Origin of the sequence: Mycobacterium sp. 852002-51971_SCH5477799-a (genome assembly GCF_001667145.1) — a bacterium.
Lineage (GTDB): Bacteria > Actinomycetota > Actinomycetes > Mycobacteriales > Mycobacteriaceae > Mycobacterium.
The window spans coordinates 13,210-30,743 of sequence record NZ_LZIF01000028.1; the positions used below are offsets into that span (position 1 = coordinate 13,210).

17 protein-coding genes and 2 riboswitches are annotated in these 17,534 nt (G+C 66.2%); of the genes, 11 read left to right on the plus strand and 6 right to left on the minus strand.

Annotated elements, in window-relative coordinates; all coding sequences use genetic code 11:
• The first annotated feature begins 1 nt into the window (after window position 1).
• The 3 genes from A5753_RS02340 to A5753_RS02350 all read left to right on the plus strand — a co-directional run bounded on the left by A5753_RS02340 (window position 2) and on the right by A5753_RS02350 (window position 2,873).
• Window positions 2-1,354 carry a sugar porter family MFS transporter gene (locus A5753_RS02340; protein ID WP_067122920.1) on the plus strand — a complete coding sequence of 451 codons (1,353 nt, stop codon included), beginning with the start codon at window positions 2-4 and terminating at the stop codon, window positions 1,352-1,354.
• On the plus strand, window positions 1,345-2,478 hold the full coding sequence (nagA, locus tag A5753_RS02345; RefSeq protein ID WP_067122923.1) for an N-acetylglucosamine-6-phosphate deacetylase: 1,134 nt from the start codon (window positions 1,345-1,347) through the stop codon (window positions 2,476-2,478). Before A5753_RS02340 ends, nagA begins: the two co-directional genes overlap by 10 nt.
• Window positions 2,479-2,483: 5 nt before the next feature.
• Window positions 2,484-2,547, plus strand: a riboswitch (guanidine-III (ykkC-III) riboswitch).
• Between the two features lie 11 nt (window positions 2,548-2,558).
• Entirely contained in the window at window positions 2,559-2,873 is a 315-nt protein-coding gene (locus A5753_RS02350; protein ID WP_067122926.1) for a multidrug efflux SMR transporter, read from the plus strand.
• Here A5753_RS02350 and yhjD read toward each other — a convergent pair.
• Window positions 2,870-3,907 (minus strand): inner membrane protein YhjD, encoded by a 1,038-nt coding sequence (yhjD, locus tag A5753_RS02355; RefSeq protein WP_067122929.1) that lies wholly within the window; start codon window positions 3,905-3,907, stop codon window positions 2,870-2,872. The genes A5753_RS02350 and yhjD overlap by 4 nt on opposite strands.
• Before the next feature lie 24 nt (window positions 3,908-3,931).
• Entirely contained in the window at window positions 3,932-4,951 is a 1,020-nt protein-coding gene (trpS, locus tag A5753_RS02360) for a tryptophan--tRNA ligase (protein WP_067122932.1), read from the minus strand.
• Window positions 4,952-5,147: 196 nt separating this feature from the next.
• On the opposite strand from trpS, the gene A5753_RS02365 reads away from it, so the two are divergent.
• A complete protein-coding gene (locus tag A5753_RS02365; RefSeq protein ID WP_067122960.1) occupies window positions 5,148-5,942 on the plus strand; it encodes an alpha/beta fold hydrolase in 795 nt (264 codons plus the stop codon).
• Here the strand turns inward: A5753_RS02365 and A5753_RS02370 are convergent.
• Both A5753_RS02370 and A5753_RS02375 read right to left on the minus strand, forming a co-directional pair.
• Complete coding sequence (locus tag A5753_RS02370; RefSeq protein ID WP_067122934.1) at window positions 5,935-7,164, minus strand: NADP-dependent isocitrate dehydrogenase; 1,230 nt, start codon at window positions 7,162-7,164, stop codon at window positions 5,935-5,937. The two genes, A5753_RS02365 and A5753_RS02370, sit on opposite strands and share 8 nt — an antisense overlap.
• A 28-nt stretch (window positions 7,165-7,192) precedes the next feature.
• Complete coding sequence (locus A5753_RS02375) at window positions 7,193-9,427, minus strand: NADP-dependent isocitrate dehydrogenase (RefSeq protein WP_067122937.1); 2,235 nt, start codon at window positions 9,425-9,427, stop codon at window positions 7,193-7,195.
• Window positions 9,428-9,577: 150 nt separating this feature from the next.
• Window positions 9,578-9,699, plus strand: a riboswitch (SAM riboswitch).
• A gap of 163 nt (window positions 9,700-9,862) precedes the next feature.
• Between A5753_RS02375 and A5753_RS02380 the strand changes: the two genes are divergently transcribed.
• The 5 genes from A5753_RS02380 (at window position 9,863) to A5753_RS02400 (ending at window position 14,646) form a co-directional block, all read left to right on the plus strand.
• Complete coding sequence (locus A5753_RS02380) at window positions 9,863-11,233, plus strand: bifunctional o-acetylhomoserine/o-acetylserine sulfhydrylase (RefSeq protein ID WP_067122940.1); 1,371 nt, start codon at window positions 9,863-9,865, stop codon at window positions 11,231-11,233.
• 11 nt (window positions 11,234-11,244) lie between these two features.
• The gene (locus A5753_RS02385) at window positions 11,245-12,375 is read left to right on the plus strand and encodes a homoserine O-acetyltransferase (protein WP_067122942.1); all 1,131 of its coding nucleotides are present in this window, start codon (window positions 11,245-11,247) and stop codon (window positions 12,373-12,375) included.
• Between the two features lie 5 nt (window positions 12,376-12,380).
• A complete protein-coding gene (locus A5753_RS02390; RefSeq protein ID WP_067122962.1) occupies window positions 12,381-13,115 on the plus strand; it encodes a class I SAM-dependent methyltransferase in 735 nt (244 codons plus the stop codon).
• A 221-nt stretch (window positions 13,116-13,336) separates the two neighbouring features.
• Entirely contained in the window at window positions 13,337-13,768 is a 432-nt protein-coding gene (locus A5753_RS02395; RefSeq protein ID WP_082971131.1) for a TIGR03618 family F420-dependent PPOX class oxidoreductase, read from the plus strand.
• A 311-nt stretch (window positions 13,769-14,079) separates the two neighbouring features.
• Complete coding sequence (locus A5753_RS02400; protein WP_067122945.1) at window positions 14,080-14,646, plus strand: DUF732 domain-containing protein; 567 nt, start codon at window positions 14,080-14,082, stop codon at window positions 14,644-14,646.
• Here A5753_RS02400 and A5753_RS02405 read toward each other — a convergent pair.
• A complete protein-coding gene (locus A5753_RS02405) occupies window positions 14,643-14,924 on the minus strand; it encodes a DUF3017 domain-containing protein (RefSeq protein WP_067122948.1) in 282 nt (93 codons plus the stop codon). The genes A5753_RS02400 and A5753_RS02405 overlap by 4 nt on opposite strands.
• A complete protein-coding gene (locus A5753_RS02410; RefSeq protein ID WP_067122951.1) occupies window positions 14,921-15,766 on the minus strand; it encodes a bifunctional methylenetetrahydrofolate dehydrogenase/methenyltetrahydrofolate cyclohydrolase in 846 nt (281 codons plus the stop codon). The genes A5753_RS02405 and A5753_RS02410 overlap by 4 nt, the downstream gene beginning before the upstream one ends.
• An 82-nt stretch (window positions 15,767-15,848) precedes the next feature.
• Between A5753_RS02410 and A5753_RS02415 the strand changes: the two genes are divergently transcribed.
• On the plus strand, window positions 15,849-17,054 hold the full coding sequence (locus tag A5753_RS02415; protein ID WP_067122954.1) for an NADH:flavin oxidoreductase: 1,206 nt from the start codon (window positions 15,849-15,851) through the stop codon (window positions 17,052-17,054).
• Between the two features lie 30 nt (window positions 17,055-17,084).
• Window positions 17,085-17,534: FHA domain-containing protein (locus tag A5753_RS02420; protein WP_197694561.1), on the plus strand; the 450-nt coding region annotated here is incomplete at its 3' end.

Sequence of the window (17,534 nt, forward strand, 5' to 3'; positions counted from 1 at the left end):
CGTGGCAAGCGGATCGCGGCGCGGACTGCTGGTCGGGCTGTCCGCCGCCAGCGTGGGCGTCATCTTTGGCTACGACCTGTCCATCATCGCCGGGGCGCAGTTGTTCATCACCGAGGACTTCGGTCTGTCCACCCGCCAGCAGGAGCTGCTGACGACGATGGTGGTGATCGGCCAGATCGCCGGGGCGCTGGGCGCCGGCGTGCTGGCCAACGTGATCGGGCGGAAAAGGTCGCTGGTGCTGATCCTGTTCGCCTACGCGGTTTTCGCACTGCTGGCCGCGTTCTCTGTCTCGCTTCCGATGTTGCTGACGGCGCGATTACTGCTGGGGTTGACCATCGGCGTGACGGTGGTGGTCGTCCCGGTGTACGTGGCGGAATCGGCGCCGACGGCGGTGCGCGGTTCGCTGCTGACGGCCTATCAGCTGGCGATCGTCAGCGGGCTGATCGTCGGCTACCTGACCGGCTATCTGCTGGCCGGCACCCACAGCTGGCGGTGGATGCTGGGGCTGGCCTGCGTGCCCGCAGTGTTGTTGCTGCCGTTGGTAATTCGGTTGCCCGACACGGCGCGATGGTATGTGCTCAAGGGCCGGATGGACGACGCCCGGCGGGCGCTGTTGCGGATCGAGCCCACCGAGCGCGTCGACGACGAGCTCGCCGAGATCGGCCGAGCGTTGAGCGAGACCCTGCCCGGGACCGGGGGCGGCCTCTCCGAGCTGCTGCGGCCCCCGTACCTGCGGGCCACCGTGTTCGTGGTGATCCTCGGCTTCTTGATCCAGATCACCGGCATCAACGCGATCATCTATTACAGCCCCAGAATCTTTCAGGCCATGGGCTTCACCGGCAACTTCGCGCTGCTAGGGTTGCCCGCGCTGCTTCAGGTCGCCGGATTGGCGGCCGTCGGCGCCGCGCTGCTGTTGGTCGATCGGGTGGGCCGGCGGCCGATCCTGTTGTGCGGCACCGCCATGATGATCGCCGCCGACGTCGTGCTGATGGCGGTGTTCGGACAGGGTTTCGGTGGCACGATCGTCGGGTTCGCCGGAATCCTGCTGTTCATCTTCGGCTACACCATGGGTTTCGGCTCCCTGGGCTGGGTGTACGCCAGCGAAAGCTTCCCATCCCGGCTACGCTCGATCGGGTCGAGCACCATGTTGACCTCCAACCTGGTGGCTAACGCCATCATCGCCGCTGTCTTCCTGAGCCTGCTCCATTCTTTGGGCGGCGCAGGCACTTTCGCACTATTCGCGGCCCTCGCGGCGGTCGCCTTCATCTTTGTGTACCGGTACGCGCCGGAAACCAAGGGTCGCCAGCTCGAAGACATCCGCCACTTCTGGGAAAACGGCGGCCGATGGCCGTGATCGCCGCCGGCACCGCGGTGCTCGACGGCCAGGTCTGTCGCCCCGGCTGGCTGCAGATCTCCGGTGCACGGATCGCGGCCTGTTCGCCCGGCCCGCCGCCCCGCCCGGCCGACTTCGACTTCCCCGATTGCACGGTGGTGCCGGGCTTTATCGACATGCACGTGCACGGCGGCGGGGGCGCGTCCTACACCGACGCCGACGGCATCGTCGACGCCGCCGCCTTTCACCTGCGCCATGGCACCACCACCACGCTGGCCAGCCTGGTGACCGCCGCGCCATCCGAACTGCTGGGCGCGGTGCGCGCGCTCGCCGAGGCCACCCAGCGCGGCATCGTCGCCGGCGTCCACCTGGAGGGGCCGTGGCTGAGCCGGGCGCACTGCGGAGCCCACGACCGCACTCAGATGCGCGACCCGGACGCGGCAGAGATCGATGCGGTGCTGGCCGCGGGCGACGGCACGATCCGGATGGTGACGCTGGCACCCGAGCTGCCCGGCGCCGACGCGGCCATCCGGCGTTTCGTGGACGCGGGAGTCGTTGTGGCGGTGGGACATACCGATGCCACCTACGAACAGACCAAACACGCGATCGCGCTGGGCGCCACGGTCGGCACGCATTTGTTCAATGCGATGCCGCCGCTGCATCATCGCGAGCCCGGCCCTGCCCTGGCCCTGTTGCGGGATCCGCGAGTGACCGTCGAGGTGATCGCCGACGGCGTGCACCTACACCGCGACGTGGTGGAGGCGGTGGTGGCGACGGCGGGAGCCGACCGCGTCGCCATGATCACCGACGCGATCGCCGCGGCCGGTCGCAGCGACGGCACGTTTCGGCTCGGCGCGGTGCCCATCGATGTCAGCGCCGGCGTCGCACGGGTGCACGGGACGTCGACGATCGCGGGCAGCACCGCGACCATGGATCGGCTCTTTCGCACGGTGCATGCTGATGCGGGCCTGGCCGCCGCGGTGCAGACCACCGCCGCGACGCCGGCGCGAGCCCTCGGCCTGCAGCGGGTGGGCCTGCTACGCGCCGGCTACGACGCCAATCTCGTTGTGCTGGACGAGGGTTCAGGCATCTCGGCCGTCATGGTGCGCGGCGCCTGGCAAGGTCGTCCGTCGAACGTTTGTTAGCATCGAGTCCGTCAGCACAAGACACCGGACGAGGGGCCCCGTACCCGGCCAGCGACAAGACGGCGCCGTGGAGGTGCGCGATGGCCTGGCTCGTCTTGATTGCGTCGGGGATCCTCGAGGCGGTGTGGGCGACCGCCCTGAACAAATCCGACGGCTTCTCCCGGCTCGGGCCGTCGCTGGTATTCCTTGTCGCCGTGGCACTTTCGATGACCGGATTGGCCACCGCCATGCGCACCCTGCCGGTCGGAACCAGCTATGCGGTCTGGGTCGGCGTCGGGGCCGTGCTTACCGTCGGCTACGCGATGCTGATCGGCGACGAACCGGCGTCGTTGACCAAGCTGGTGCTGATCGGCGGGATCGTGGCCTGCGTCGCGGGCCTGAAGCTGGTGGGCTAGCGGTCGCGGCGGGTCAAGCGGGCGATCCGGGAAAGCGTCAGCGCACCAACGGCTCCCAACGCCATTGCGGTCAGCGTCTGGCGGGTGCTGAGCCCCTCATCCATCTGCACGCGCGGCGCGATGATCGCCGGGGCCGGAGGGGCGACGGGCTGGCTGCGCGGATCGGTCGAGGCCGTCGCCGCCCACGCCGTGCAGAACAGGACGAGATACGCGGTGATGTAAGCGAACACCATCAATCCCAGCACCGGGCCGAAGGCCGCGCCCGCCGGGCTGCGCAGCACCGTCCGCAGATAGATGGAGGCGACCTGTTTGAACACCTCGAAGCCGATCGCCGCGATCAGCCCGGCCCGCATCGAATCGACGAAGCTCACCTTTTCCCGGGGCAGGCGGGCGATCATCCAGGTGAACAGCAGCCACGACACCACCGTCGCGATCAGGATCGAGAACAGCCAAAAAAGCCAGTCGAACACCACAAACTGCGGTATGCCAAGCCATTTCAGCAGCGCGGCCATGGGTGCGGCGTGTCCGACGGTGGTCAGCGCGACGGTGGCCACGATGATCGCGAAGGTCCCCATCATCGCCAGCAGATCGGACAACTTGTTCCGCACGAAGCCCGGCGATTCGATGTGTTGGTCCCACCACATCTCGGTCACTGCCTGGCGCAGGTGCGATATCCAGCCCAGTCCGGCCCACACCGCGGTGGCCAAACCGATCACACCGACCGACGTCCGGGCGTCGATGGCCGAGTTCATCAACTCCTGTAGCTGATTACCGAGCGCCCCGGTCACCTGGGAACGAATATGGTCGTCGATGCTGCTCAGCAGCTGCGGCCGGCGGGCCAGCACGAACCCAAAACCCGCGAAACCGACCATGAGCAAAGGAAACAACGCGAAGATCGTGTAATAGGTGAGGCCGGCCGCGAAGAACCCGCCGTTGCGCTCGTCGAACCGCTGGTATGCGCGAATCACGTGATCGAGCCACCCGTACCGGGCCCGCAACCGATCGAAAACGCCCGCCTTGGCCGGCTCGCTCATCGCACGACTCCAATGAGAGCGGTACTAGCTCCGTTGTGGAAGAAACCCAAGCCGATCGTAAACCCGCTGAACCGTTTTCCCGGCCACATCGTTGGCCTTTTCCGCGCCGGTCGCGAGCACGGCCTCCAATTCGGCGAGATCGGCGGTCAATTCGTCCACTCGGGCCTTGATGGGGGCGACGAATTCGACGACCGCCTCGGCGGTGTCCTTCTTCAAATCGCCGTAACCCCTTCCGGCATAGCCTTCCACGAGGGTGTCGATCCCGACGCCGGTGACCGCGGACTGGATGCTGAGCAGGTTGGACACGCCCGGCTTGGCCGCGGTGTCGAAGCGGATCTCGCGCTCGCTGTCGGTGACCGCCGAGCGAATCTTCTTGGCCGACACCGCCGGTTCGTCGAGCAGGTTGATCAGCCCGGCGTCGGTGGCCGCCGACTTGCTCATCTTCGCCGTCGGGTCTTGTAGGTCGTAGATCTTCGCGGTGGCCTTGGGAATGAACATGTCCGGCACCACGAACGTCTCCGGGAAGCGGCTGTTGAACCGCTCGGCGATATCGCGCGCCAACTCGAGATGCTGACGCTGGTCCTCACCCACCGGCACCAGATCGGTGTCGTAGGCCAGCACGTCGGCGGCCTGCAGCACCGGGTAGGTGAACAAACCCACGGTGGTGGAATCGGCGCCCTGGCGCACCGACTTGTCCTTGAACTGCGTCATCCGCGACGCCTGTCCGAAGCCAGTGAAGCAGCCCAGCACCCAGCCCAGCTGGGTGTGGGCGGCCACGTGGCTCTGCACGAACACGGTGCTGCGGGCCGGGTCGATGCCCAGCGCCAAATACTGGGCGGCGGTGATCAAGGTGCGGTGGCGCAGGGCCTCGGGATCTTGGGCGACGGTAATGGCATGCAGGTCGACCACGCAGAAGAAAGCGTCATGGTCGTCCTGCAGCGCGACCCACTGCTTGACGGCGCCCAGCGCGTTACCCAGGTGAAGCGAATCGGAGGTGGGTTGCACGCCGGAGAAAATCCGGCTCGATCCGGTAGCGGTCCTCATGATGCACCGATCTTTTCACGCGCAATGGCCGGGGCCGCACCGACCGACCCCCGATGTTGCGGTACCCGCGGTACCGCATTTAATGTCGGGTTATGCGCAAGCTCGTCTGCTCGGCTCCTTCCTCGTGAGCCCCGCTCACTCGGCGTCGCCTTCGGCCCGTTCGCCGATCCACCTCGGTTCCGGAGAACCGGTGCTCATGCTGCACGGATTCCTCATGTCGCAGACGGTGTGGGAGCCGGTCGCGCCGCGGCTGGCCGAGACCGGCCGCTTCGAGGTCTTCGCCCCCACCATGGCCGGGCACAACGGCGGGCCCTATGCGGGCACCTGGCTGCTGAGCTCTTCAGTGCTGGCCGACCATGTCGAGCGCCAGCTCGACCAGCTCGGCTGGGAAACCGCGCACCTCGTGGGCAACTCGCTTGGCGGCTGGGTCGCCTTCGAGCTGGAGCGTCGCGGGCGTGCCCGCAGCGTGACCGGCATCGGCGCCGCGGGCGGATGGACGCGGTGGAGCCCGGTGAAATTCGAGGTCATCAGCAAATTCATCGCCGGCATGCCCGTCCTTGCGCTGGCCCGGCTGTTCGGCCACCGCACCCTGAAGTTGCCGCTGAGCCGCCGGCTCGCGACCCTGCCGCTCACGGCCACGCCCGACGGCATCAGCGACGACCAGCTGCACGTCGTCATCGACGACGCCGCGCACTGCCCCGCGTACTTCCAGCTGCTCGCAAAGTCGCTGCTGGACCCCGGCCTGCTGCAGTTGGCCGACACCGCGGTGCCCGTCCAGCTGGTGCTGTGTGAGAAGGACCGGGTGGTGCCCGCGAGCAGATTCAACCGGCACTTCACCAACTTCCTGCCCCCGGGCACCAAGGTCACCAAGCTCGACGGCGTCGGTCACGTGCCGATGTTCGAAGCCCCCGACCGGGTCGCCGCGGTCATCTCCGAGTTCATCGAGGAGTGCGGCGCCGGGACCGACCGGCGGCAACCACCGGCTAGTTAGCCAGCCGCTTTTGCAGGTTCTCCGCGATCGAGTTCAGGAACTCCTCGCTGTTCTGCCACTTTTCGTCGGGGCCGATGAGAATGGCCAGGTCCTTGGTCATCTTCCCGCTCTTTACGGTGGACACCACCACGTTCTCCAGCGTCTGTGCGAACTCCGTCACCTCGGGGGTGTCGTCCAGCTTGCCGCGGTGCGCCAGTCCGCGCGTCCAGGCGAAGATCGAGGCGATCGGGTTCGTCGACGTCGGCTTGCCGGCCTGATACTGGCGGAAGTGCCTGGTGACGGTGCCGTGCGCGGCCTCGGCCTCGACCGTCTTGCCGTCGGCGGTCATCAGCACCGAGGTCATCAACCCCAGTGAGCCGTAGCCCTGCGCGACGAGGTCGGACTGCACGTCGCCGTCGTAGTTCTTGCAGGCCCACACATAGCCGCCCTCCCACTTCAGGCAGGCCGCGACCATGTCGTCGATCAATCGGTGCTCGTAGGTCAGTCCCTCGGCCTCGAACTGGTCCTTGAACTCCTCGTCGTAGACGCGTTGGAACTCGTCTTTGAACATGCCGTCATAGGCCTTGAGGATGGTGTTCTTGGTGGACAGGTACACCGGCCACTTGGCGTCCAGCCCGTACTTCATCGAGGCGCGCGCGAAGTCCCGGATGGAATCCTTGAAGTTGTACATCCCCATCACCACTCCCCCGTCCTCGGGGATGGACACCACCTCGTGCACCATGGGTTCACCGCCGTCGGCGGGGGTGAAAGTGATTGCGACGGTGCCGGGTTGATCGACCTCGAAGTTGGTCGACCGGTACTGGTCACCGAAAGCGTGGCGGCCGATGACGATTGGCTTGGTCCAGCCCGGTACCAGCCGCGGCACGTTGGAGATCATGATGGGCTCGCGGAAAATGGTGCCGCCCAGAATGTTTCGGATCGTCCCGTTGGGCGAGGGCCACATCTTCTTGAGTTTGAACTCCTCGACGCGGGCCTCGTCGGGGGTGATGGTCGCGCATTTGACGCCCACGCCGTGCTTCTTGATCGCATGGGCCGCGTCGATGGTCACCTGATCGTCGGTGCGGTCTCGGTGCTCGATGCCCAGGTCGTAGTAGTCCAGATCGACGTCGAGGTGCGGCAGGATCAGCATGTCCTTGATCGACTTCCAGATGACGCGGGTCATTTCGTCACCGTCGAGCTCGACGACGCGGCCTTTGACCTTGACCTTGGCTCCGCCTGCCATGTCGAGTCCGCCTTCCTGCCGCGGGGCCCTAGCCCGTCGAAGCCGCTAGCGCCTCGTTGAAGGTCTTGCTCGGACGCATGATCGCCGTCGTCTTCTCGTTGTCCGGGTAGTAGTAGCCGCCGATGTCGACGGCCTCACCCTGCGCCTCGGCCAGTTCGGACACGATGGTCTCTTCGTTCTCGGCCAACGAGTCGGCCAGCGCGGCGAAGTGGTTGCGCAACTCTGCGTCGTCGGACTTCGCGAGTTCTTGCGCCCAGTACAGCGCCAGGTAGAACTGGCTGCCGCGGTTGTCGAGTTCACCGGTCTTGCGCGACGGGCTCTTGTTGTTCTCCAGCAACGTGCCGATCGCGGCGTCCAGCGTCTTGCCCAGGATCTTGGCGCGCTCATTGTCGGTCTTGATGCCGATATCTTCGAAACACGCTCCGAGCGCCAGGAATTCGCCCAGGGAATCCCAGCGCAGATGGTTCTCCTCGACGAGTTGGTGAACGTGCTTGGGCGCCGAGCCGCCCGCGCCGGTTTCGTACATTCCGCCGCCGGCCATCAGCGGCACGATCGACAGCATCTTGGCACTGGTGCCCAACTCCAAGATGGGGAACAGGTCGGTGAGGTAGTCGCGCAGGATGTTGCCGGTCGCGGCGATGGTGTCCTGCCCGCGCATCGCGCGCTCGATCGTGTACCTCATGGCCCACACCTGCGGCATGATCTGGATTTCCAGGCCCTCGGTGTCGTGTTCCTTCAGGTACGCCTTGACCTTCTTGCGCAGCTCGACTTCGTGCGGCCGCTCGGTGTCCAGCCAGAACAACACCGTCATACCGGAGTTCCTGCCCCGGGTGACCGCGAGCTTGACCCAGTCGCGGATCGCTTCATCGGTGACGATGGGCATGCGCCAGATGTCGCCCTCCTCGACGTTCTGGGTCAGCAAAACTTCCCCGGTGTCGAGGTCGACGATGTTGGCGACACCGTCCTCGGGAACTTCGAACGTCTTGTCGTGCGAGCCGTACTCCTCGGCCTGCTGCGCCATCAGGCCGACGTTGGGCACCGTGCCCATCGTCCGCGGATCGAACGCGCCGTGGGTCTTACAGAAGTTGATGATCTCCTGATAGATACGGGAGAAGGTGGACTCGGGGTTGACGGCCTTGGTGTCCTTCTGCCTGCCGTCGGCGCCCCACATCTTGCCGCCCGCACGAATCATCGCCGGCATCGACGCATCAACGATCACGTCGCTGGGGGAATGGAAGTTGGTGATGCCCTTGGCGGAATCGACCATAGCCAGCTCGGGGCGGTGTTCGTGGCAGGCGTGCAGGTCGCGGATGATCTCCTCGTGCAGCGAGGCGGGCAGCGACTCGATCTTGTTGTAGAGGTCGACCAACCCGTTGTTGACGTCGACACCGAGCTCGTCGAAGAGCTCCTGGTGCTTGGCGAAAGCGTCCTTGTAGAAGATCTTCACCGCGTGGCCGAAGACGATGGGGTGCGACACCTTCATCATCGTCGCCTTGACGTGCAGCGAAAACATCACGCCGGTCTCGTAGGCGTCCTGCATCTGCTCCTCGTAAAACTCGACGAGGGCCTTCTTGCTCATGAACATGGAATCGATGACGTCGCCCTCGCGCAGTTCGACCTTCGCCTTCAGCTCGAGGGTCTGTCCGCTCTTGGTCTCCAGCACCATCTTCACCTTGCGCGCGCGGTCCAGCGTCATCGACTTCTCACCGTGGTAGAAGTCGCCGTGGCGCATGGTCGCGACGTGAGTGCGCGACGCCGGCGACCAGTCCGCCATGCTGTGCGGGTGCTTGCGGGCGTATTCCTTCACCGCCTTGGGCGCACGTCGGTCTGAGTTGCCCTGCCGCAGTACCGGATTGACCGCGCTACCGAGGCATTTGGCGTAACGCGCGCGAATTTCCTTGTCCTCGTCCGTCTTTGGACTCTGCGGAAAGTCCGGGATCTTGTATCCCTTGCCCTGCAACTCCTTGACGGCGGCGATCAGCTGGGGGACCGAGGCGCTGATGTTCGGCAGCTTGATGATGTTGGTGTCGGGGAGCTCCGTCAGCCGGCCCAATTCGCCCAAGTTGTCCGGCACCCGTTGCTCTTCGGTCAGATCATCGGGGAACTCCGCCAAAATCCGGGCGGCCACGGAGATGTCGCTGGTCTTGATCTCGATGCCCGCCGGCTCAGCGAAGGCGCGCACGATCGGCAGGAACGCATAAGTCGCCAGCAGCGGCGCTTCGTCGGTCAGCGTGTAGATGACGGTCGGCTGTTCGGCGCTCACGGTCCCTCTCCCGGCGTCAATGATGGGTAGAAAATTTTGGGGCTCAGCGTTCTGACTGCCACGTTAGCAAGCGTGTTTGGACAGGTGTCGACCTGCAGGTGCACCGCGATAGTTGGCACCGACTCGGCACAGTAAGATAACCTTCGTATTGGTCATGAGCGCCAGCATCAAGCCCCGGCTTGCTGGCCGGCAACCCTCCAACCGCGGTGGGGTGCCCCGGGTGATGACCAGGTTGAGTAGCCACACAACCGGCTATCCGGCAAGCGCGGGTCCGCCATGACGGGCCCCTGAGCAGACAGGGAAACGTGATGTGCATTCTCCCGGCCTTTTCGCGCCTCATCGTGTGTCGCTGCTAACCCGCGGCGTCGGCTGACGCCCACTCCGGCGTCCCGGCCGTCGCCGAGCACCTTTCCCCTACCAGCAGAAAGCAATCCCGTGACCTCCGACAACGCCGATCACGACACCGACCCGACCGCAAATTGGTCGTTCGACACCAAGCAGGTGCACGCCGGTCAGCAGCCCGACAGCGCCACCAGCGCCCGCGCCCTGCCGATCTACCAGACCACGTCGTACACCTTCGACGACACCACGCACGCCGCCGCCCTGTTCGGGCTGGAAGTGCCAGGCAACATCTACACCCGGATCGGCAACCCGACCACCGATGTCGTCGAGCAGCGCGTCGCCGCGCTCGAGGGCGGGGTGGCGGCACTGTTCCTGAGTTCCGGGCAGGCCGCTGAGACCTTCGCCATATTGAACCTGGCTTGTGCCGGCGACCACATCGTCTCGAGCCCGCGGCTCTACGGCGGGACGTACAACCTGTTCCACTATTCGCTGGCCAAGCTGGGCATCGAGGTCACCTTCGTGGAGGATCCCGACGACCTGGATTCGTGGCAGGCCGCGGTCCGGCCGAACACCAAAGCCTTCTTCGGCGAGACCATCTCCAACCCGCAGATCGATGTGCTGGACATTCCCGGGGTGGCCGGCGTCGCGCATGCCAACGGCGTCCCGCTGATCGTCGACAACACGATCGCCACGCCCTACCTGATACAGCCCTTCTCCCACGGTGCGGACATCGTCGTGCACTCCGCCACCAAGTATCTCGGCGGCCACGGTTCGGCGATCGCCGGCGTCATCGTCGACGGTGGCACCTTCGACTGGACGCAGGGCCGCTTCCCGGGATTCACCACGCCCGACCCGAGCTACCACGGCGTGGTGTTCGCCGAACTCGGGCCGCCGGCCTACGCGCTCAAGGCACGCGTGCAGCTGCTGCGCGACCTCGGTTCGGCCGCTTCGCCGTTCAACGCGTTCCTGGTTGCCCAGGGCATCGAGACGCTGAGCCTGCGCATGGAGCGGCACGTCTTCAACGCGCAGCGCGTGGCCGAGTACCTGGCCGACCACGAGGGAGTGGTGTCGGTCAACTATGCGGGCCTGCCCAGCTCGCCCTGGCACGAGCGGGCAAAGAAACTGGCGCCCAAGGGAACCGGCGCGGTGCTGGCCTTCGAGCTGGACGGCGGAGTCGAGGTGGGCAAAGCGTTCGTCAACGCGTTGAAGCTGCACAGCCACGTCGCCAACATCGGCGACGTGCGCTCGCTGGTGATCCACCCGGCGTCCACGACGCACGCCCAGCTCAGCCCGCAGGAGCAGCTGAGCACCGGGGTCAGCCCCGGTCTGGTGCGCCTGGCCGTGGGCATCGAGGGCATCGAGGACATCCTCGCCGACCTCGAGCTCGGCTTCGCCGCGGCACGCAAATTCGGTGCCGCGGCCGGGGCTTCGGGCACCGATCCGCAAGCCGTGGCGGCATTTTGAGGAGACCGGCGATGACGATCTCAGACGCTGCAATTCAGCCGCTGCCGGCCGAAGGCGAGATCGGCGTCGTGAACATCGGCTCTTTGACCACCGAGAACGGTGCGGTGATCGACGATGTCAGCATCGCCGTCCAGCGTTGGGGTGAGTTGTCCCCCAATCGCGACAACGTGGTGGTGGTGCTGCACGCGCTCACCGGTGATTCGCACCTGACCGGACCCGCCGGGCCGGAACATCCCACCCCTGGTTGGTGGGACGGTGTTGCCGCGCCGGGTGCCCCGATCGACACCAACCGCTGGTGCGCGGTGGTCACCAATGTGCTGGGCGGTTGCCGCGGCTCCACCGGGCCGAGCTCGATTGCCCCCGACGGAAAGCCGTGGGGCTCAAGGTTTCCGCAGATCACGGTGCAGGATCAGGTTGCGGCTGATGTCGCCGCGCTGGCAGCGCTGGGCATCGACCGGGTTGCCGCGGTCATCGGTGGATCCATGGGCGGGGCAAGGGCTTTGGAGTGGATCGTCGCGCAGCCCGACCGGGTTCGGGCCGGGCTGGTGATCGCGGTCGGCGCACGCAGCACCGCCGACCTGATCGGCCACCTGAGGACGCAGATATCGCTGATCAAGACCGACCCGGACTGGCAGGGCGGCGACTATTACGGCACCGGGCGTAAACCCGACACTGGAATGGCGCTCGCCCGGCAGTTCGCCCACCTGACCTACCGCGGCGAGCTGGAGCTCGACACCCGGTTCGGCAACGGCAGCCAGGGTGGCGAAGACGCGGCGAACGGCGGCCGCTACGCGGTGCAAAGCTACCTCGAATATCAGAGCGAAAAGCTGGTCGACCGCTTTGACGCCGGCAGCTACGTGGCTTTGTCGGACTCGATGAGCAGCAACGACGTGGGCCGCGGCCGCGGTGGAGTGCGAAAAGCGTTGAGCGAGTGTCCCGTACCGGTCGTGGTCGGCGGCATAACCAGTGACCGGCTCTACCCATTGCGTCTGCAGGAAGAGCTGGCCGAACTGCTGCCGGGCTGCGCCGCACTGGACATCATCGAGTCCATTTATGGGCACGACGGATTCCTGATCGAAGCCGACGCAGTCAACGAATTGATTGCGAAAACCCTCAAACTGGCCGATGAGCAAGGCGCGTGACGACGGTGACCCGCTCTCGCCACGACCGCTCCCTGTCATTCGGTTCGGCGGCCGCAGCCTATGAGCGGGGACGCCCTTCCTATCCCCCGGAAGCGATCGACTGGCTGTTGCCGGTTGGGGCGCGCCAGGTGCTCGATCTGGGTGCCGGCACCGGGAAGCTGACGACACGGTTGGTGGAACGCGGCTTGGACGTGGTGGCCGTCGACCCCATCCAGGACATGCTGGAGGTGTTGCGGACCTCGCTCCCGGAGACCCGGGCGCTGCTGGGCACCGCGGAAGAAATTCCGTTGGAGGACAACAGCGTTGACGTGGTGCTGGTGGCGCAGGCCTGGCATTGGGTGGATCCGGAGCGCGCGATTCCGGAGGTGGCGCGGGTGCTGCGGCCCGGGGGGCGGCTGGGTCTGGTGTGGAACACCCGCGACGAACGGCTCGGCTGGGTGCGCGAACTGGGGCAGATCATCGGCAGCGACGGCGACGGCGGCCGCACCCAGGTCACGCTGCCAGAGCCCTTCGCCGAACTGGCGCATCATCGGGTGGAGTGGACGAGTTACCTTACGCCGCAAGCATTGATCGACCTTGTCGCATCGCGCAGCTATTGCATCACCTCGCCGACCGAGGTCCGTACCCAAACGCTCGACCAAGTGCGCCAATTGTTGGCCACCCATCCGGCACTGGCGAATTCGACGGGCCTGGCGCTGCCCTATGTCACCGTGTGCACCCGCGCGACGCTGGCGGGGTAGCGGACGCTACGGCTCGTCGTCCTCATTCCGCAGCAGCTTTTCACCGGTGAGGGAAGGTGTCGGTGCGGGGCCGGCCGCGCCGACACGGCCCGATGACGTCCCCGAGATAATCCGCGATCGTCCGCGACGACGGTCGGGCTGTCGGATTACGCACAGCTTCTTCGTCGTATGGATATAGGCAACCGAGTTGCGCGGAAAACAGGACGAATCAGGAGAACGCAATGACCACCATGAAACTCGATGACAGCGCACGCCAACTGATTGGGTCCGACCCGGCAACGCTGGTCACGATCAATCGCGACGGTAGCCCGCAGGTCAGCCTGGTCTGGGTGACGGTGCAGCGTACAGCCGACGGCGGCGATGAGCTGGTCACCGCCCATCTGCAGGAGCATCAGAAGATCCGCAACATCCGACGCGATCCCCGCGTGGCGGTGACCGTCGTGTCCACCGACCGCAGCGGGCCGCAGACACCCTATCTGTCGATCAGGGGCACCGCGCGCGTCGAGGAGGGCGGTGCCCCCGAACTGCTCGACGAGATCGCCACGACTATCTTCGGCCCTGGAACGGGGTTCCCGCCGCCCGGCGCGCCCCCCGGATACTTGACTCGCATCACGATTGAGAAGGTCGGCGGCGTAGGCCCATGGGCGGCGTGACCCTGAAAGTCACATAGGTTCGCCACCCGGCCTCCCACTCGCGCAGGAGATTTCGCTGAGATCTGTCCCGAGGGCACCACCGGTTGGTGTCGTATTACCGTCGACCGAAGATCACGGTGTGGTGTCGATTCACCGCCCGGCCTTGCGCAATCGAGCCGCGTAATATCCGATGTCGCAGGCACAGTGGCCTCACGAAACGCTTATTGTGCGAACCTTTATCTCACCGTGTCGCAAACGTGACAGTCATGGCTCAGAGTTCCTTACGTGATTCGAGTGCCGCTGACGCACTCCATGGCGGACGGGAAACTGGCGTGAAGGCACTTGCACGAACTCACCAATGGGTCTGGATTTTTCGTCGTCAACCCCTCACCATCCGCCTGCTGGCCGCGGCGGCCGGCCTGCTCACCGTGGTCTCGGCGTTCGCGGCGCCGGCCGAAGCGGAGGGAAACGGTGACGACTTCATCGACGCGCTCAACCATGCCGGCATCGACTTCGGCGAGCCGGGAAACGCGATGTCCGTTGGTGAATCGATCTGCCCGATGCTCTCGCAGCCGGGTGGCAATTTCGCCGCGGCCGCGTCCAGCGTCGCCGGTCGGGGCATGTCACCCATGATGGCCCGCATGTTCACCCAGATCGCGATCCAGACGTACTGCCCCGAGGAGATGGCAAACATCGCCAGCGGCAACCTGTCCGGCGCCATGCCGCCGGGAATGCCAGGAATACAGGGGCTGCCGGGCATGCCGGGCCAAATTCCGGGCATGCCCGGCCAAATTCCGGGCATGCCGGGTCAGATGCCGGGACTGCCAGGCCAATACCCTGGCATGGCAGGCCAACTGCCCGCGGTCGCCGGGCAGGCCCCGGCGCTGCCGAGGTTCTAGCGGGTGCCCAGCGGGTCGATGGTCCACGCGATATAGAACATCGCCGCCCCGACCGTCGCGGTGGTGGTGAAGTCGATTCCCTTGCGACGCACCACCAGGAGGCCGGCCCGGTCCTCGGACAACACCAACCGCAACAGCGCCGCCACACCCACACCGATACCGATCAGCAGCGAGCCGCGACGCCAGAAGCTGGCGCCGACCAGGGCCAATGCCACCGCAAAGATCAGGCCCACCAACACAATTGGCCACTGCGCCCGCAGCACGGTGCGCGCCGTCATTGCCGCTCGGCCAGCTCGACGACGTTGGTCAGCAGGAACGCGCGGGTCAGCGGTCCCACGCCGCCCGGGTTCGGCGACACGTGGCCGGCTACATCCCACACGTCGGGATGCACGTCACCGGCGAGCTTGCCGTCCACGCGGCTGACGCCGACGTCGAGCACCGCTGCGCCGGGACGCACCATGTCGGCGGTCACCATGTGCGGCACCCCTACGGCCGCGACGATGACGTCGGCTTGCCTGGTCAGCGCCGGCAGGTCACGAGTCTTGGTGTGGCACAAGGTCACCGTGGCGTTCTCGGAACGACGCGTCAGCAGCAGCCCCAGCGGGCGGCCAACGGTGACACCGCGGCCGATGACGACCACGTGCGCCCCGGCGATCTCAACGTCGTAGCGGCGCAACAGGTGCACGATGCCGCGCGGGGTGCACGGCAGCGGGGCCGGGTTGTTGAGCACCAGCCGGCCCAGGTTAGTCGGGTGCAGCCCGTCGGCATCCTTGTTCGGGTCGACGCGCTCCAGCGCCGCGTTCTCGTCGAGATGCTTGGGCAGCGGCAACTGCACGATGTATCCGGTGCAGTCGGGGTTGGCGTTGAGTTCGTCGATGGTCTCGTTGAGGGTCGCGGTGCTGATGTCGGCGGGCAGGTCACGACGGATCGACGTGATGCCCACCTTCGCGCAGTCGGCATGCTTGCCCCGCACGTATGCCTGCGAGCCGGGGTCATCGCCCACCAGGATGGTGCCGAGGCCGGGGGTGCGGCCCGATGCGGTCAATGCGGTCACGCGTTGTTCGAGGTCGACGAAGATCTCGTCGCGGGTGGCCTTGCCGTCCAGCGTGATTGCTCCCACGCTGACAGTCTGGCAGACATCGATGATGGCGACCCCCCGCGCCCGGCTTCGCCGCGCTTGCGATCGCCATTAGGCTCCCGGTATGTCTACCCCTCCGGACGTGTTCAGCCCCGCGAAGCTCGGTCCGATAACGCTGCGCAACCGCACCATCAAGTCCGCCACCTTCGAGGCGCGCACACCCGAGGCGCTGGTGACCGACGACCTCATCGAATACCACCGGCTGCCGGCCGCCGGTGGGGTCGGCATGACGACCGTCGCGTACTGCGCCGTCTCCCCCGGTGGCCGCACCGAGGGCAACGGCATCTGGATGCGGCCGGAGGCCGTGCCCGGCTTCCGCCGGCTCACCGACGCGATCCACGCCGAGGGCGCCGCGGTCAGCGCGCAGATCGGCCACGCCGGTCCGGTGGCCAACGCCAAATCCAATAAGGCCAAAGCGCTGGCGCCGGTCCGGTTCTTCAACCCGATCGGGATGCGGTTCGCCAAGAAGGCGACCCGCGAGGACATCGACGAGGTGATCGCCGGGCACGCCAACGCCGCCCGCCTGGCCATCGAAGCCGGCTTCGACGCCGTCGAAATCCACCTGGGCCACAACTATCTGGCGAGTTCGTTCCTGTCCCCGCTGATCAACCGCCGCGACGACGAGTTCGGCGGCTCGCTGGAGAACCGGGCCAAGGTCGCCCGCGGCATGGTGATGGCCGTTCGGCGCGCGGTGGAAAAGGAAGGCACGCCCATCGCGGTGACCGCCAAGCTGAACATGGCCGACGGCGTTCGCGGCGGCATCAGCACGGAGGAATCGCTGAGAACCGCCAAGTGGCTGGAGGAAGACGGCGGGCTGGACGCGATCGAACTCACCGCGGGTAGCTCGCTGGTCAACCCGATGTACCTGTTCCGCGGCGACGCTCCGCTCAAAGAGTTCGCCGCCGCGTTCAAGCCGCCGCTGCGCTGGGGCATGCGCATGACGGGCAAGAAGTTCCTGCGCGAGTACCCCTACCGCGAGGCATATCTATTGCGCGACGCCAAGCTGTTCCGCAGCGAATTGAAGATGCCGCTGATCCTGCTCGGTGGAATCACCAATCGGGACACGATGGACCTGGCGATGGCGGAGGGATTCGACTTCGTCGCGATGGCCCGGGCGCTGTTGGCCGAGCCGGATCTGATCAATCGAATCGCCACCGACTCCGCGCCGCACACCGTGCATTCGGCCTGCACGCACTGCAACCAGTGCATGCCCACGATCTACACCCGGACGCACTGCGTCGTGACCGGCGCGCCCGACGCTCACGGGTAAACCACAGGGCCGCAAGCTACAGTTGTGGCGATGTCAGCACCAGCCCCGCCAGCGCTAACCGTCCATCACGAAGGATCGGAACGCACCTTCGCAGCGGGCCACGATGTAGTAGTCGGGCGCGATCTGCGAGCGGACATGCGTATCACCCACCCGTTGATTTCGCGCGCCCATCTGCTGCTGCGTTTCGATCAGGGCAAGTGGCTGGCCATCGACAACGGTTCGCTCAACGGAACTTTCGTCAACGGCAGGCGCGTGCCGGTGGTCGAAATTCACGACGGCCAGAACTTGAACATCGGAAACCCGGATGGACCGCTGCTGACGTTCGACGTCGGTCGCCACCAGGGCATGGCCGGGCGTCCGCCCCGAACAGAATCGATGAACATCCCGGTGGCGGCACCGCCGCAGGCCGCGGCGTGGTCGGGGCAACCGGCGCCGGCCGCCGCGGCGGCGGAGGCCATGTCGGCGACGATCGCCCGCAAT

Excerpts from the sequence above, each read along its gene's own strand:
- trpS (WP_067122932.1), bottom strand. The coding sequence starts at position 4,951 with ATGAGGACCGCTACCGGATCGAGCCGGATTTTCTCCGGCGTGCAACCC.
- A5753_RS02350 (WP_067122926.1), top strand. The coding sequence starts at position 2,559 with ATGGCCTGGCTCGTCTTGATTGCGTCGGGGATCCTCGAGGCGGTGTGG.
- yhjD (WP_067122929.1), bottom strand. The coding sequence starts at position 3,907 with ATGAGCGAGCCGGCCAAGGCGGGCGTTTTCGATCGGTTGCGGGCCCGG.
- A5753_RS02365 (WP_067122960.1), top strand. The coding sequence starts at position 5,148 with ATGCTGCACGGATTCCTCATGTCGCAGACGGTGTGGGAGCCGGTCGCG.
- nagA (WP_067122923.1), top strand. The coding sequence starts at position 1,345 with ATGGCCGTGATCGCCGCCGGCACCGCGGTGCTCGACGGCCAGGTCTGT.
- A5753_RS02385 (WP_067122942.1), top strand. The coding sequence starts at position 11,245 with ATGACGATCTCAGACGCTGCAATTCAGCCGCTGCCGGCCGAAGGCGAG.
- A5753_RS02395 (WP_082971131.1), top strand. The coding sequence starts at position 13,337 with ATGACCACCATGAAACTCGATGACAGCGCACGCCAACTGATTGGGTCC.
- A5753_RS02370 (WP_067122934.1), bottom strand. The coding sequence starts at position 7,164 with ATGGCAGGCGGAGCCAAGGTCAAGGTCAAAGGCCGCGTCGTCGAGCTC.
- A5753_RS02415 (WP_067122954.1), top strand. The coding sequence starts at position 15,849 with ATGTCTACCCCTCCGGACGTGTTCAGCCCCGCGAAGCTCGGTCCGATA.
- A5753_RS02405 (WP_067122948.1), bottom strand. The coding sequence starts at position 14,924 with ATGACGGCGCGCACCGTGCTGCGGGCGCAGTGGCCAATTGTGTTGGTG.